Source organism: Herpetosiphonaceae bacterium (assembly GCA_036374795.1).
Classification (GTDB): Bacteria; Chloroflexota; Chloroflexia; order Chloroflexales; family Kallotenuaceae; genus LB3-1.
The window spans coordinates 17,984-35,068 of sequence record DASUTC010000137.1 but is presented as its reverse complement, the minus strand read 5'-3'; the positions used below and the strand labels follow the sequence as shown (position 1 = coordinate 35,068).

Below are 17,085 nucleotides of genomic sequence, written 5' to 3'. Positions count from 1 at the left end.
GGATCGGGGATCGGGGCTGGGGGATCAGGGGAGGTTGCCCCGATCCCCGATCCCCGATCCCTGATCGCTGACATGCGCACGTACCTGCATGATCGCGTACCTGCCTACATGGTGCCGGGCGCGTTTGTGGTGCTCCCAGCGCTGCCGCTGACGCCCAACGGCAAGCTCGATCGCGACGCGCTGCCCGCACCCGGAGCCATTCCCACCCCTGATCCCCCTGTTGCCCCGCGCACCCCGGTGGAGCAGACGCTCGCCGCGATCTGGACGGCGGTGCTGGGGCTGCCCCAGGTCGGCATCCACGATAACTTCTTCGCGCTCGGCGGCGACTCGATCCTCAGCCTCCAGATCGTCGTGCGGGCCAGACAGGCCGCCGTGCACCTGACTCCCAGGCAGCTCTTCGAGCACCCGACGATCGCCGATCTGGCTACGGTGGCGAATACTACGACGGCGGTCACGGCTGAGCAAGGGCTGGTCGTCGGCGATGTGCCGCTCACACCCATCCAGCGCCGCTTCTTCGATCAGCAGCGCGCGCCACAGCACTGGAATGAGGCTATCCTGCTCAGCGTCACCCAACCCCTCGCCGTGGACACGTTGCGCGACGCGGTCGTCTGCCTGCTCCGGCACCACGACGCGCTGCGGCTGCGCTATGCACGCCTTGACCAGGGCTGGCAGCAGATGATCGTGGATGATGTCAGCCCTCCCCTGACGGTGCTCGATCTGTGCGAGCTGGCGGCCGACGAGCAGCAGCGCGCGCTGCAAGCCGAGGTGCAGCGCGCGCATCAGAGCCTCGATCTGGTCAACGGTCCGCTCCTGCGCCTCGTGTATGCTCAGTACGCTCCTCCCCAGCGCGCGCGATTGCTGCTGGTGATCCATCATCTCGCGGTCGATGGTGTCTCCTGGCGCGTGCTGCTGGACGATCTCCAGACGGCGTACCTGTACCTGGCGCAGGGTCAGGCCGTGCGCCTGCCGCGCAAGACTACCTCATTCCAGCACTGGGCGCGGCGCCTCCAGGCCTATGCCCAGACCGACGCCATACGCGCCGAGCGGGCCTTCTGGACCGATCCGGCGTGGGCAGAGGCGGCTGCCCTGCCGCGTGACCATGACCTGGGTCCGAACACCGTCGCCGCCAGTGAGTATCTCAGCGTTGCGCTGAGCGCGGCTGAAACCCACGCCCTGCTGCATCAGGTGCCGCGCACCTATCGCACGCAGATTAACGATGTGCTGCTGACGGCGTTAGCCCAGGCGCTGACGGGGTGGACGGCACGGAATACCGTGCTGATTGAGCTGGAAGGGCACGGGCGCGATGAGCTGTTCGAGGATGTCGATCTGTCGCGCACGGTCGGCTGGTTGACGAGCTTCTATCCGGTGCGCTTGCAGCTCGAACCCGGCATGGAGCCGGGTCCGGCGCTCAAGACCATCAAGGAGCAGCTGCGGGCGATCCCCCGGCACGGCCTCGGCTATGGCCTGCTGCGCTATCTCCGCGGTGACACTGCCCTGGCAGCGCCGCCCCAGGCTGAGTTGAGCTTTAACTATCTCGGCCAGCTCGATCACGTGCTCACGGGCGACGGGCTGTTTCAGCTAGCGCCGGAGTCGCCTGGCATGCCCCTGAGTCCCGCAGCCCATCGCTCTCATCTGCTCGATGTCGTGGCGCGCACAACGGGCGGCCAGCTCCAGATCTTGTGGTTCTACAGCGCTAATACGCACCGGCGTGAGACGATTCGTGGCCTGGCGGATTCCTGTGTCTCGGCGCTGCGCGCATTGATCGCTCACTGCCAACAGCCGCATGTGGGCGGCTACACGCCCTCGGACTTCCCGCTGGCCCGGCTGACACAGCACGAGTTGGACCAGGTCGTGGGAGCGGATCGGCAGGTGGAACGTGTCTACCCGCTCACGCCGCTCCAGCAGGGTCTGCTCTTTCATGCGCTCTACGCACCGCAGAGCGGTGCGTATATCGTGCAGGTTGGCCTCCGCTTCACAGGCACGCTGGATGTGTCCGCACTCCAGCGTGCCTGGCAGCAGGTCGTCGCGCACCATGCGATCTTGCGCACGGCCTTCCTCTGGGGGCGCGTCGCCACGCCGCATCAGGTGGTCCGCTGCCAGCTCGACGTCCCCTTTACCATCCGTGACTGGCGCGCAGCGACCGGAGACGAGCAGCAGCGCCAGCTCGATGCCTGGCGCGCTGCCGATCGCGCCGCTGGCTTTGATCTCACATCCGCGCCCCTCCTCCGGGTCCATCTGTTTTGGCTCGACGATACGACCTGGGAGTGCGTCTGGACTCATCATCACCTGATCCTGGATGGCTGGAGCCTGCCGCTGGTGCTCCGCGATCTGCTGACCTGCTACGCGGCTGCCTGCGAGGAGCACCCACCGCGCTTGGACCGTCCCCGGCCCTATGAAGACTACCTTGCCTGGCTTCAGGAGCAGGATCAGTCCGCCGCCGAAGCCTACTGGCGCACGGCCTTGGCCGGGATCGCGGCGCCCACGCCGCTGGGCATCGATCGGCCTGTCGGCGTCGGCCACACGCCCACCTACGCCGAGCGGACGGTGCAGATGCCGTCGGCGACCACGCAGGCCCTGCAGCGGCTCGCCCGCCAGGAGCACCTGACCTTGAATACAGTGATGCAGGCGGCGTGGGCGCTGCTGCTGAGCCGCTATAGCGGCAGCGCTGATGTCGTGTTTGGAACGGTGGTCGCCGGTCGGCCCGCGGATGTGCCGGGCGTGGAGCAGATGGTCGGCATGTTCATCAACACCTTGCCGCGCCGGGTCCGCCTGCCGCCGACGATGACGCTGCGGCACTGGCTGGCAACGCTCCAGCGCGAGCAGGCGGAGCTGCGGCGCTACGAGTACAGCGCGCTGCCGCAGGTGCAGGCATGGAGCGCGATACCCCCCGGTACGCCGCTCTTCGAGAGCCTGTTTGTCTTCGAGAACTATCCGCTCGTGGGGCTCCACGCCGCGTCCCAGGCACTGAGGGCTGTCGCTCCGCTGCAGGTCGAGCAACTGCCGGTGGTGCAGCAGGCGCATTATCCGCTGAGCCTGCTGGTCATTCCAGCGGCGCAGCTCACGCTCCAGTGCTCGTTCGATCAGAATCGGGTGACGCCAGCGGTGGCGCAACGGCTGCTGGGCCACCTCCAGGTGGTGCTCGATGCGCTGCTGACCGACCTCGATCAGCCGCTTGCCCAGGTGCCGCTGCTGACGGATCGGGAGCGCGAGCAGATGCTTGTGGCGTGGAACGCGACGCAGGCGGAGTATCCGCGGCACGTCTGCATGCACGATGTGTTCACGGCGCAGGCGGAGCAGACACCCGACGCGCCGGCACTGATCGCCGGTGACGGACAGATGACCTATGGCGAGCTGAACCGACGGGCCAACCAGCTGGCGTGGTACCTCCGCGCACGCGGCGTCAGCGCCGAGGCGCGCGTCGCCATCTGCCTCGATCGCTCGCCGGAGATGATCGTGGGGCTGCTGGGCGTGCTGAAGGCGGGCGGCTGCTACGTGCCGCTCGACCCGGCCTATCCCGCCGAGCGTCTGCACGCCATCTTGCAGGAGGCACAGGTATGCGTGCTCCTCACCACGCAGCGCCTCGTCGCACGTCTGCCCAGCCACACAGCGCCGGTGGTCCGGCTTGATCTGGACTGGATGGCGATTGCGCGCGAGCGTAGCGATACCCTCACTAGCGGGGTGCAGCCCGATCATCTGGCATACGTCATCTACACGTCGGGCTCGACGGGACAGCCCAAGGGCGTGATGATTGCACACCGGGGGCTGTGTAACCTGGCGACCGCACAAATTCGCGCCTTTGGCGTCACGTCCGAGAGCCGGGTGCTGCAATTCGCCTCGCTCGGCTTCGACGCCTCGGTTTCCGAGATCTGGATGGCGCTCCTGGCAGGAGCTACCCTCTGCCTGGGTCCGCGCGATACTCCGTCGTCAGGCGTTGCCGCCCTGGATCTGCTGCGCGAGCAGGCGATCAGCATCGCCACGCTGCCGCCCTCGCTGCTGGCGGTGCTCTCACCTGCCGACTTCCCGGCGCTCCGCACCGTCATTGCGGCAGGCGAGACGTGCCCGGCGCATGTCGTCGAGCGCTGGGCAACCCCTGGACGGTGCTTCTTCAACGCCTACGGCCCGACCGAGGCGTCGGTCTGCGCGACGATCGCCGCGTGCCACGCCTCCGCCGATCAGCCGCCGATTGGTCATGCGATCGCCAACGCGCAGGTATACGTGCTTGACAAGAATCTTCAGCCGCTGCCGGTAAGTGTCATCGGCGAGGTCTATATCGGCGGGGTGGGCCTGGCGCGCGGCTATGACCGGCGTGTGGATCTGACCGCCGTCACGTTCATCCCCGATCCGTTCGGTCGAACACCGGGCGCGCGGCTCTACCGGACGGGCGATCTGGCCCGTCTTCGTGAGGACGGCGCGCTCGACTTCATCGGACGGATCGACCGGCAGGTCAAGCTGCGCGGCTACCGCATCGAGCCGGGCGAGATCGAGGCCATGCTTCAGCAGCATCCCGCCGTCTGCGCGGCGGCGGTCGTCGTCCGTGGCGATACGCTGGTTGCGTATGTCGTCGGAGAACAGCGTGGTGACGGGCCTGAGCGGGCGTCCGGCACCAGGGAAGCTCGAACCGTGCAACGTGGCATATGGCACACGGAGCTGCAGGCATTCCTGCGGGAGCGCTTGCCCGCATACATGATCCCCGATTCCGTGGTGCCGCTCGACACGCTGCCGCTCACACTCCATGGAAAAGTCGACCGCGGGCACCTGCTGGCACGTAGCCCGGAGCGACTGGTGCTGGAGCGGCATGTTGTTGCACCGAGGACCGAGGTTGAGGAAACGATCGCCCGGATCTGGACCAGCGCGCTGCACCTCGATCGGGTAAGCATCCATGACAACTTCTTTGACCTGGGTGGAAGCTCATTGCTGGCTATCCACATCCATACCGAGCTATGCCAGACCTTCAACAACCATATCTCATTGGTCGAGATGTTCCGCCACCCGACGATCAGCGGGCTGTCTCGCTATTTTTCGCAGGACCAGGCTCCACCAGAGAGCTCCGAGCATGGCTACGAGCCCGACCAGCGCACCAGGCAGCGGATCGAGGCACTTAATAGCCGGGAAAAACGACGAAAGGACCAGGTATGAGTGCTCCTACATCGCGTGAGTCAGTCGGGTCGATACCGGGAATTGCCATTGTTGGCATGGCCGGTATGTTTCCGGGAGCCAAGAATATTGACCAGTTCTGGGACAACCTGAAGAACGGCATCGAGTCGGTTTCGTTCTTCTCCGACCGTGAACTGCTGGATACCGGCGTCGATCCGGGGTTGCTCAGCAACCCCGATTATGTTAAAGCATCGGCGATCTTGGACGACATCGACCGATTCGACGCAGCATTCTTTGGGTTCAATCGGCGTGACGCCGAGCTGATGGACCCGCAGCAGCGCCTCTTCCTTGAGTGTGCCTATACGGCGCTCGACCATGCCGGGTATACCTCGGAAACCTATGCAGGGCTGATCGGTGTGTATGCAGGTGTCGGACCCAACACCTACCTGCATCATATTCTCTCACATCCGGAGCTAGTGCGCACGCCTGGCCTGTATCATATTGGTCTTGGCAACGAGAAAGACTTTCTTGCCACCCGCCTGGCGTATGCACTGAACTTGAAAGGGCCAAGCACCACGGTGCAGAGTGCGTGCTCGACATCGCTCGTCGCCATCCACCTTGCCTGTCAGAGCTTGCTCAACTTTGAGTGCGACCTGATGCTCGCCGGAGCAGCCTCCGTTCGGGCAAACCAGCAAGCGGGCTACCTGTATCAAACCGGTAGCATCTATGCGCGCGACGGCCATTGCCGGGCGTTCGATGCGCGCGCGACCGGCACGATCGCTGGAAGCGGGGTTGGCGTCGTGGTGCTGAAGCGATTAGCAGATGCGCTCGCGGATGGTGATTGTATTCACGCGATCATCAGAAGCTCGGCGATTAATAATGACGGCGCGCGCAAGGTCGGCTTCACCGCTCCCAGCCAGGATGGGCAAGCCGCGGTGATCGCAGAGGCGATCTCGCTGGCCGGGGTTGACCCCGAAACCATCGGTTATATCGAGACGCACGGAACCGGGACGATCCTGGGTGATCCGATCGAAGTCGCAGCGCTCAATCAAGCATTTCGCCGCAGCACCGCCAGACGACATGCTTGCGCGATCGGTTCTGTTAAAACGAATATCGGCCATCTTGATGCCGCAGCGGGGATCGCGGGCCTGATCAAGACCGTGTTGGCGCTTAAGCACAGGCACATTCCGGCGACGTTGAACTTCGAGCAGCCTAATCCTCAGATAGATTTCGCCGACGGCCTCTTCTACGTCAATACGACGCTCACAGCATGGCCGCGCCGCGAGCATCCCCGCCGGGCCGGCATCAACTCGTTTGGGATAGGCGGCACCAACGCACATCTTATCCTTGAAGAAGCGCCCGCCGTCGAGCGTCCTCCAACATCGCGGGCGGCTCATCTGTTACCGCTTTCGGCGAAAACACCGACGGCGCTCGAAGCCGCGGTGCGCAACCTCGCCGAGTATCTCTCCCAGCATCCTCAGATCGATCCGGCTGATGTGGCCTCCACGCTCCAGGTCGGTCGGAGGGCGTTCTCCCATCGCACGATGCTGGTGTGCCGCGATACCCGAGAGGCGATCGAGGTGCTGCAACGTCGCGATCCGCAGCGGCTCTTGAGCCGTATCGCCGAGGAGCGCCAACGATCGGTTGCCTTTCTCTTCCCGGGACAGGGAGCGCACTATCCTGCCATGATGCGAGAGCTCTACCGAGCGGAGCCCATCTTCCGTAGCTCCGTCGATCGTTGTGCAGAGCTGCTCAAACGACACCTTGGCCTGGATCTGCGAGACGTTCTCTACCCATCCGCTGCCCACGCAGCGGCATCAGCACAGCTCAGCCAAACCTCGATTGCTCAGCCAGCGCTCTTTGTGGTGGAATACGCGCTGGCACAGCTCTGGCAAGCGTGGGGGATTGTGCCTCAGGCGATGCTCGGCCATAGCCTTGGTGAGTATGTTGCCGCATGTATCGCTGGCGTCTTTTCGCTGGAAGATGCGCTGATGCTGGTCGCAGTGCGCGGGTGCTTGATGCAGAATCTGCCGCGTGGGGCCATGCTGGCGCTGCCCCTCGCCGAATCCGAGGTGCGACCGCTGCTGCATCGCGTGTCCATGTCGGATGGCCGGCATCTTTCGCTCGCGGCGACGAACGGGCCGACGACGTGTGTGGTTGCGGGATCAGAAGATGCGGTTACGGCCCTGGCCCGGCAGCTCAAGGAGCGCGGGATCGAATCGCAGCCGGTATCTGTGTCGCATGCGTTTCACTCATCGATGATGGAGCCTATGGTCGAGCCGTTCCTGGCAACGATGAGACAGGTACCGCTGCATCCACCTCAGATTCCGTACATCTCGAACATCACCGGCACCTGGATCACGGCAGCGGAGGCCACGGACCCCACGTACTGGGCCAGGCATCTCCACCAGACGGTGCGATGTGCCGAGGGGATGAGGATGCTCTGCCAACGGGAGCATCAGGTCTTGCTGGAAGTTGGTCCGGGGCACACGCTCGCCAGCCTGGCGAGACGCCATCCAGCCAGATCGGACGATCAGATCGTGCTGACGTCGATCGGGAAGCCCGGCGTAGAGCACGCCGATACTACCGCCATCCTTCGGACGCTCGGCCAGCTGTGGCTTGCAGGAATCGCCGTGAACTGGACGGGTCTGCACGCCGAAGCAGGCCATCGACGAGTTCCGCTCCCAACCTACCCGTTCGAGCGAGAGCGCTACTGGATTTCAGCCGCCCATCACGGGCATCCTTCGGTGCTTGATCGGCAGCCTTCGATGTCCGCAGTACAGCGCACAGCCCAGCCTGCCCCCACACGGCGCGCCGCCATCCTGGCAACGCTTGGGATGGTGATCAACCGTCTGACAGGCGTCGATCCCGACGCGCTCGATATGCATCAGGCATGGTTTGATGCGGGCGTCGACTCCCTGCTGCTCATTCAACTCAATCAGGCGATCCATGATACATGGGGCATCCGGCTCTCGCTAGCGCAACTGTTGGAAGACTATCCTACACTCGATCGCGTCGCCGACTACATCGATCAGATGGTACCACGACCGGAGGATCAGCCTGCGGTGCGCTCAGACAGCACGCCACCGACCGCGCCGCAGCCGGCACCCGCGTATGAGGCGGCTGTCGGCGGCGCTGTCGCGGCCTTGCACGCGGCAGCGCCCGATGCCGACAGCGCCCTGGAGCGGGTGATCTCCCAGCAGCTTCACCTGATGGCGCAGCAGCTGGACATGCTCAAGCACCTGCACACCACCGGCATCCAGGCGACTCACGATCGGGTGCTCCCATCTGGCGCACCTCCTGCTCCCCCGGCAGCGCCGCAGAGCGGCTCCCGCACCACCGCGCCTGCGCCGTTTGTGCCGCACCAGCCCCTAATGCCTCACAGCAGGCTCCAGTTCACCGAGCAGCAGCAGCGCTACCTTGCAGACTTCGTTGCCCGCTACACCCGGCGCACCCGGCGCTCGAAAGACCTGGCCCAGCACTACCGTCCCGTGCTCGCTGATAGCCGTTGGACAGCGGCCTTTCGTCTGGCCTGGAAAGAGCTTGTCTATCCGATCACGGGAGAGCGCTCGGCTGGCGCGCGCCTCTGGGACGTCGACGGCAACGAGTATGTGGACTTTACGATGGGTTTCGGCGTCCACCTATTCGGACATGCGCCGCCCTTTATTATCGCGGCGCTCGAAGAGCAGCTTCGCAGCGGCGTGCCGCTGGGTCCTCAGAGCCCGCTTGCCGGTGAGGTCGCGCATCTGATCCGGGCGCTGACGGGCGCTGAGCGCGTCGCCTTCTGCAACTCGGGAACCGAGGCGGTGATGGGCGCGCTACGGATTGCGCGCACTGCTACCAGGCGCACGAAGGTAGCCTGCTTCGCGGGCTCGTACCACGGCTGGGCGGATGGAACTCTGGCCCGACAGACCACGACCGACGGCCACCTGCCAGCGATTCCCAGCGCGCCGGGAGTACCACCCCACGCCGTCGAAGACCTCCTGGTCCTGCCCTATGACCATCCTGATGCGCTCGACACGATTCGCGCCCATGCCCACGAGCTTGCCGCGGTGTTGGTCGAGCCGGTTCAGAGCCGCCGCCTGGATCTCCAGCCTGCTGCCTTCCTTCGTGCCCTCCGAGCGCTTACCGAGCAGGCCGGGATCGCCCTGATCTTTGATGAGATGGTGACTGGATTTCGGATTCACCCCGGCGGGGCGCAGGCGTGGTTCGGCATCCGGGCGGATATCGTCACGTATGGCAAGATCGTCGGCGGCGGCCTGCCGATAGGCGTGATCGGAGGTAAAGCGGCCTACATGGATGCCGTTGATGGCGGCATGTGGAGCTACGGAGACGACTCGTATCCACAGGCCGAAAAAACAATGTTTGCGGGCGCCTTCTTCAAGCATCCGCTGACGATGGCCTCGGCCCTGGCGGTCCTCAAGCACATCACAGCGCAGGGACCGGCCCTCCAAGAAGCATTGAATCGCAGGACAGCCGCGCTGGTTGCGACCCTGAACCGCTTCTTTCAGGCCGAGCACGTCCCGTTGCACGTGGTCCACTTTGGATCGGTATTTCGTTTCACGATGCCCGATGCGGCGCACCACCTGGAGCTGTTCAGGTATCACCTGACGCACCAGGGCATTCATACCTGGGAAGGCGGCAATTTCTTTCTTTCGACGGCTCATAGCGATGCAGAGAGTGAGCATCTGATCCGGTCGGTCAAGGATACGATTGCCGATCTGCGCCGTGGTGGTTTCCTCTCGGAGGTACCGCCCAAAGCCGGGGCGGGCGTAGAACGATCCATCCCGATCGACCGTCATGACGCCGCCATGCCCGCTGCCGCCCTCCGATCGGTTTCGGGTGCGCACCTGAGCGCCCTGCCCGAAGCACGGCGCGTCCGTGCCCGGAGCGGTGCCGGAGCGGCAACCGCAGCCGAACAGACGCGCTGCCGGGATCTGGAGTTCAGCCTGTACTATTTTGGCAACTACCCGGCGGCCTTCGATCCGAAGAAGTACGATCTATTGTTTCAGGGCGCCGACTTCGCCGACGACCACGGCTTTGCAGCGGTGTGGATACCGGAGCGCCATTTCCACTCATTTGGCGGGTTTTCACCGAACCCTTCGGTTATCGCGGCAGCCCTCGCACGCGCCACAGAGCGGATCCACATTCGCGCGGGCAGCGTCGCGCTGCCGCTGCACCATCCAATCCGCGTCGCCGAAGAGTGGTCGGTCGTAGATAACATCTCGAAGGGCCGCGTGGGTATTGCGTTTGCCCCTGGCTGGCACCCCGACGACTTTGTGTTCGCGCCTGAGAAGTATCACCGTCGCCGCGACGTGATGCTGGAGGGCATCGAGATCGTGCGGCAGCTCTGGCGTGGGGAAAGCATCGCGGTCCAGGGCGGCGCTCAAAGCCGCCTTGCGGCCAGACTCTACCCGATGCCGTGGCAGGCTGAGCTTCCGATCTGGCTCGCCTGTGCGCAGCCCGAAACCTTCGTCACAGCGGGAGCGCTTGGAGCAGGCGTGCTGGTCAATTTGATTGGTCAATCGATCGAAGCCCTGGCCGAGAACATCCGCCTGTACCGACAATCGCTGGCGCGGCATGGCATCGATCCCGCATCCGGGCACGTCACCGCCCTGATTCATACGTACCTGGCCGACGATCATGCAGCCGCGATCGAAACGGCCCGCCAGCCGCTCTACAGCTACTTGAACGCCTCGCTGGGACTCAACCATCGGGCAAGCGGCCAGGGGCGGCAGATCGACATGGAGCGCATACCCGACGTTGAGCACGCCTATCTCCTGGAGCAGGCCGCCTTACGGATTGCGCGAGGCGGAACGTTGATCGGAACGGTACGCTCTTGCTTACCGGTTGTCGAGCAACTATCCGCAAGCGGTGTCACTGAGATCGCCTGCTTGATCGATTTCGGGATCGATTCGTCGCTGGTGCTGGAGAGTCTCGGCCACCTGAGCGTCTTGAGAGCCGAGGCCGCTCGACGGGCGTCGGCGGTCCAGCCGGACGACCAGGACCGACCGACCCATCGGGTCCGCGCATCGGCTCCTCAGGCAGCAGGCGCAACCGGCGCTGATACGAGCACGGAGATGCTCACCTTTCCGCTCACGGAGTCTCAGCAAGCGCTGTGGGCCGCCGCGCAGATAGCGGGGAGCGACGCGAGCGTCTATAACGAGCCGCTGGCCCTGCGGCTCAGCGGCCCCCTGGATGTCAAGGCCATGCAGGCCGCGATCCAGCAGGTTGTCGATCGTCACGAATCGCTGCGCACTACCGTGAGCCACGAGGGAGCGTACCAGCGCGTCGCGCCGGTGCTGCGCGTCGATCTGCCGCTGATTGACCTTTCCATGCTTGAGCGCAGGCAGCGCGAGGAGCAGGCGACGACCCTGATCGACCGACATGCTCGCCAGCCGTTTGATCTCGAAGCAGGACCGTTGTGCCGATTTCTGCTGGTGAAGCTGCACGAGCATGAGCACCTCCTGCTGACGACGCTGCACCATATCATAACGGATAGCTGGTCGGGAGCGATCATCTTCAACGAGATCAGCGCCTGCTACTGGGCGGCCTGCCAGGGACAGATCGCTGAGCTCCCGACTCCGCTGCAATTTAGGGATTACGTGCAGTGGCGGTCAAGCCTCGGGCACGAGGTGGCACAGGCGGAGGTGTACTGGCTGCAACGCTTCGCCGATACGATCCCGATCTTGGAGCTGCCGACCGACCATCCGCGACCATCGCTGCCGACCTTTCATGGCGCGCGCACCGTGATCGCGATCGATCGCGTGCTCAGTCGGCAGATCAAGGAGGCGGCGAAGCAGCAGGGTTGCTCGCTCCTGATGATCCTCCTGGCCGCATGGAGCCTGGTCCTCCACCGCGTGAGCGGACAGCACGATCTTATTGTCGGCGTTCCGGCAGCCGGACAACTGCGCATGCGCAATACGTATGTCACCGGCTATTGTGTCAATCTGTTGCCGATCCGCAGCACGATCGAAGCAGGGCTGCCCGGTCGTGCGTATCTTTCCCGCGTGCGACGGACCGTGCTGGATGCGTACGACAACCAGCACGGCCCATTCAGCAGGCTCCTCACGCAGATCGGCACCGGACAGCATGATCGGCGCAGCGCGCGGATACGGGCAGTCTTTAACCTGGAAACCGGCGGCAGAGCCATTGAGCTCTACAATCTACGGGTCCAACCGGTCACGCATGTCCATGGCGCTGCCCGCTTCGATCTATCGCTGCAAGTCATAGAAGCGGATGATCACCTGGACCTCCAATGCGAGTACAACACCGATCTCTTCGACGCCCAGACGATTCATCGCTGGCTGACCTACCTGCAAACGCTGCTGGCAGGGCTGGTCCATGATCCTGACGTCGATGTGTCGCGCGTCCCCCTGGTGCCCGAGGCGCAGCGCCAGGATCGCCTGGTTGCTCGTGATACACCTGAGGCCACCGCTGCGGCCAATCAGTGTTTGCATCAGCTCTGTGCCGAGCAGGCGCGGCGCACGCCGGATGCCACCGCGGTCATCTTCGGTGAGCAATGCCTGACCTATCACGAGCTGGATCGGCGCGCCAATCAGCTCGCGCATCACCTGCGTTCGCTAGGCGTGCGGCCTGAGTCGCGGGTTGGGCTGTGTCTCGATCGCTCGCTTGAGCTGCTGATCGGCCTGCTGGGCGTGCTGAAAGCGGGCGCCGCCTACGTGCCGCTCGATCCGGCCTATCCGCCCGATCGCCTGGCCGACATGGCCGAGGATGCGCACATCGCCGTGCTGCTGACCGCTGATCGGCGGCACACGCATCTGCCAGAGACGACGGCACGCATCGTGTGCCTCGATGTGGACTGGCCGCAGATCGAGGCCCAGCCGACAACCAGTGTCATCTGCCGCGCCGATCCCGACAATCTCGCCTACATCATGTACACCTCCGGCTCGACCGGACGGCCCAAGGGCGTCCAGATGTCACACCGCGCGATCGTCAACCGGCTCTGCTGGATGCAGGACGCCTACCGGCTCGACGCCTCCGACCGCGTGCTGCAAAAGACGCCGTGTAGCTTCGATGTCTCGGTCTGGGAGTTCTTCTGGCCGCTGCTGAGTGGCGCCACCCTCGTCGTCGCCAAACCCGGCGGCCACCAGGACCCCGCCTATCTGGTCGAGCTGATGACCCGCGAGCGCATCACGACGCTGCACTTCGTGCCCTCGATGTTGCAGGTCTTGCTTGACGAGCCTGATCTCGATCGCTGCACCTCGCTGCGCCGCGTGATCTGTAGCGGCGAGCCCCTGCCGCTTGCGCTGCAACAGCGTTTCTTCACCAAGCTGCACGCCGAGCTGCACAACCTCTACGGCCCGACCGAGGCCGCCATCGACGTGACCGCCTGGGCCTGTGGGCGTGACACCGGGCTCTCCACCGTGCCGATCGGGCGGCCCATAGCCAATACGGAGATCTACCTGCTCGATCGTGATCTTCGCCCGGTGCCCGTAGGCGGCTATGGCGAATTGTACATCGGCGGCGTGCAGCTCGCGCGCGGCTACCACGGGCGGCCCGACCTCACCGCCGAGCGCTTCGTGCCCCATCCGTTCAGTCGGAAACCGGGCACGCGGCTCTACCGGACGGGCGATCTTGCCCGCTATCTGCCCGACGGCGTGCTTGCGTTCCTGGGAAGGATCGATGATCAGGTCAAGATTCGTGGGCAGCGCATCGAGCCCGGCGAGGTGGCAGAGGTGCTAGCCCGGCATCCCGGGGTACGTGAGGTTGCCGTCGTCGCGCGGCAGGCGGAGAGCGACGACACGCGACTGGTGGCGTATGTGGTGAGAGAGCCAGGAACGAAGCACCGAGCACCGAGCACCAGAGCGCGCCGGGACGCTGGAGATCAGGGCCTGGACCTCAGCAGTATCGAGCTCCGCTCCTTCTTGAAGGACAGGCTGCCAGCGTCGATGATCCCGGCGGCGCTTGTCTTCCTGGAGCGCATGCCCCGCACGCCACACGGCAAGATCGATCGTCAAGCCTTACCGGTGCCCGATCCCGATCGCCCTGACCTGGACGTGGAGTTTGTGCTCCCCAGAACGCCTATCGAGGAGCAGCTCGCTCGTATCTGGTGTGAGTTTCTCAGCCTCAACCAGGTTGGCGTCTTCGATGACTTTTTTGATCTCGGGGGCGATTCGATCGTTGCCGCGCGACTCATCTCCAGGCTCCGCCGTGTCTTCCGCATTACACTATCGGTGCAGGCATTCGTAGCGCGTCCAACGATTGCCGATCTGGTCGCGCTGATGGGCAAGTCCTGATCTACGCGCCGACGATGCGCAGGCGCGGCGGGTCGACAACGAGCGGTCAACGTCCGCAACCGATGCAGATTTCGACGTATCGTGCCGCTCAGTCTCGACGATCGGCCGGTTCGGGGATGGCGAAGGTGGCAAGCGTCGCGCGCGCGCTGTGGGTTTCAGGATGGTTCGGACCAAGTCGCCGCGCACAGATCATCAAGGCGCGCTCCACGTAGTGCTGCGCGCCTACCATGTCGCCTTGATCACGCAAGACCAGGCCGAGACTATGCAGGCTGCGGGCGGTGTCGGGGTGCTCCGTCCCAAGCACACGCTCCTGGATGACGAGCGCCCGCTCATGGTAGCGCTGCGCCTCCGCATAGTTGCCTTGATGCCACTGGATCTCGCCCAGATCATGGAGGCTGCGGGCGGTGTCGGGGTGCTCCACACCAAGGACCCGCTTACGGATTGCCAGCGCACGCTCATGGTAGCGCTGCGCTTCCACATAGGCCCCCTGTGCGTACAGCACCTCGCCCAAACTATTCAGGCACCTTGCCGTAACAGGATGCTCCGGCCCAAGCACGCGCTCCTGGATGACGAGCGCCCGCTGAAAGTAGCGCTGCGCTTCCGTATACGCCCCCTGGAGCCACAGCACCACCCCCAGGCTTTGCAGGCTGCGGGCGGTGTCGGGGTGCTCCGGCCCAAGCGCGCGCTCCTGGATGACGAGCGCACGCTCGATAGCATGCTGCGCCTGCACATACACGCCGCGATCCTGCTGGCGCTCGCTGAGCGGATTGAGACGCCGTGTGGTGTCGGGGTGCTCCCGCTCCAATACCCGCTCGATGACGAGCGACTGCTCCATGTAGCGCCGTGCTTCTACGTACGCGCCGAGCATCTGAACGTGCCTGCCCAGATAATACAGGCTGCGGGCAGTGTCAGGGTGCTCCATCTCAAGCACCTGCTCTTGGATCCCAAGCGCCTGCTCAAAGTAGCGCTGCGCCTCCGCATACGCGCCGAGCATCTGAACGTGCATGCCCAGCGCCCTGGATAACTCGGCGGCACGCGCGTCGGCGCGCGGCAGCGCATGCTCGGTGATGAAGCGCAGGTGCGCCTCGACTGCCAGGAGCCGACGGGGATCGCCCGCCTGGTGCAAGGCATCGGCCACCTGGAGCATCGTCGCCTCCACGTCCGCCTGTGCTGCCGCGCTCCTGGCAACTGTGCGGACAAAGGCCGCCACCAGCCGGTGCAAGCGCAGGCTCCCCGCTGCGTCCGTGTCGAGTAGCCCCAGGTCAAGGACGCGCGTCACGGCATCTTCGGCACGGAGGGTGCCCTCCACATCCGCCTCCGGCAGATCGAGCGTGTGGAGCAGGAACCAGCGCGGCAGCGGCTCGCCGGGCGCGCAGCAGGCGGCATGGGTAAGCAGCGTGCGTGCCAGCGCATCGGTCGGATCAGCCGGGTCCAGACGCGCAAAGCTCTGCTCAAAGGTGCGGGTGACATGCTGCACATGCTGCGTCGGCGAGAGGCCCGCTGCCCGCAGCGAGCGATCGTCGAGGATCGTTGGGGTGTGGAGGCGCGCACGATACTGGGCAGGCGTAACCGCATGCCGGTATTTCGCGAGAAAACTCCCGGCCAGATGAAGCGCCAGCGGCAGATCGCCCAGCGTCTCGGCGATCGCAGCAAGGTCGGCGTCGTGCTCCCGCAGATCGGGGCGGAACTGGCGGAGCAGCACCAGACTATCGGCGCGGGGCAGCACATCGAGCGCCACCGGCTGCACGCCCAGTGCCAGGTCCCAGTGGCGGCGGCGGCTGGTGATCAGCACGCGGCAGCCGCCATGCGGGGGCCGCCACTCGTCCAGCAGCGCCTCATCCTCGCAGTTATCAAACACCAGCAGGCGCGGGATCGGCTCCTTCCAGGCCGCACGCACCCGCTGCACCTGCGTATCGAGCGGCAGCGTGTCAAACTCCGGGCTGAGCGCCATGCCCGCGCCGCCGCCACAGGCGGCGACTTCCGCCGGAACCGCAGCGGGATCGGCGAAGCTGAGCCAGAAGATGCCGCCCGCGAAGAACTGCCCGTAGCGATGGACGAACTCGCAGGCCAGCTGCGTCTTGCCGATGCCCCCCAGTCCCGTCGCGGCGGCGATCTCGATCTGACCAATTGCCGCAGTTGCACCCACGGTTAGGACCTGGGCCAGCTGGCGGAGGTCGGCGTCCCGCCCGACGAACAGCGGATTGCGGCTGAGCGGCATCCGCGAGCCGGGCGGGAGCGGCGCAGGCGGCGGCACCGTATCGCGCGGCAGCGGTGCGATCGGCCCCGCCACGCTGGCACGCGGCCTGGCGAGAGGCCGTGGATCGGCGGGGGGTAGGCGATCCGGGCGGCGCTCGCCCCGCGCCACCTGCAGAAACACCGCCCGCTCGTCGGGGGGAATCTCCAGGCAGGCGGCGAGGCGCGCGGCCAACTGCCGCGAGGGCCGCGTCACCGCCGCCTCCAGTTTGCGGATCGTCACGTCCGCGCAGCCCACGCACCCAGCGAGGGCAGCCTGCGTCAGATCCAGCGCTTTGCGCCGCTGCCGAATCCACGACCCCAACGACGAACCGGACTCAACCTGCTCTGGCATGGCAGTTCCTCCACGAACGAACCATCTAACACACCGTGACCGACGCCCCCCAGGCGTCGGTAGGGATCGCCGCTGCCGCAGGCAGCACCACCCCGCAGCGGGCGTGGCCCGCGCGGCGGCGGCATCGCCGCCGCCCGGCATGGC

General features: G+C 65.3%; 3 protein-coding genes. 2 read left to right on the top strand and 1 reads right to left on the bottom strand.

The genetic code is table 11. The features are described from left to right. The first annotated feature begins 72 nt into the window (after positions 1 to 72). Positions 73 to 5,136: an amino acid adenylation domain-containing protein gene (locus tag VFZ66_09580; GenBank protein ID HEX6289429.1), complete on the top strand. Its 5,064-nt coding sequence runs from the start codon at positions 73 to 75 to the stop codon at positions 5,134 to 5,136. After that, a complete protein-coding gene (locus VFZ66_09575) occupies positions 5,133 to 14,354 on the top strand; it encodes an amino acid adenylation domain-containing protein (protein ID HEX6289428.1) in 9,222 nt (3,073 codons plus the stop codon). The genes VFZ66_09580 and VFZ66_09575 overlap by 4 nt, the downstream gene beginning before the upstream one ends. Before the next feature lie 88 nt (positions 14,355 to 14,442). On the opposite strand, the gene VFZ66_09570 is transcribed toward VFZ66_09575, so the two are convergent. After that, on the bottom strand, positions 14,443 to 16,941 hold the full coding sequence (locus VFZ66_09570; GenBank protein ID HEX6289427.1) for a helix-turn-helix transcriptional regulator: 2,499 nt from the start codon (positions 16,939 to 16,941) through the stop codon (positions 14,443 to 14,445). Positions 16,942 to 17,085: the final 144 nt, after the last annotated feature.

Excerpts from the sequence above, each read along its gene's own strand:
- VFZ66_09575 (HEX6289428.1), top strand. The coding sequence starts at position 5,133 with ATGAGTGCTCCTACATCGCGTGAGTCAGTCGGGTCGATACCGGGAATT.
- VFZ66_09580 (HEX6289429.1), top strand. The coding sequence starts at position 73 with ATGCGCACGTACCTGCATGATCGCGTACCTGCCTACATGGTGCCGGGC.
- VFZ66_09570 (HEX6289427.1), bottom strand. The coding sequence starts at position 16,941 with ATGCCAGAGCAGGTTGAGTCCGGTTCGTCGTTGGGGTCGTGGATTCGG.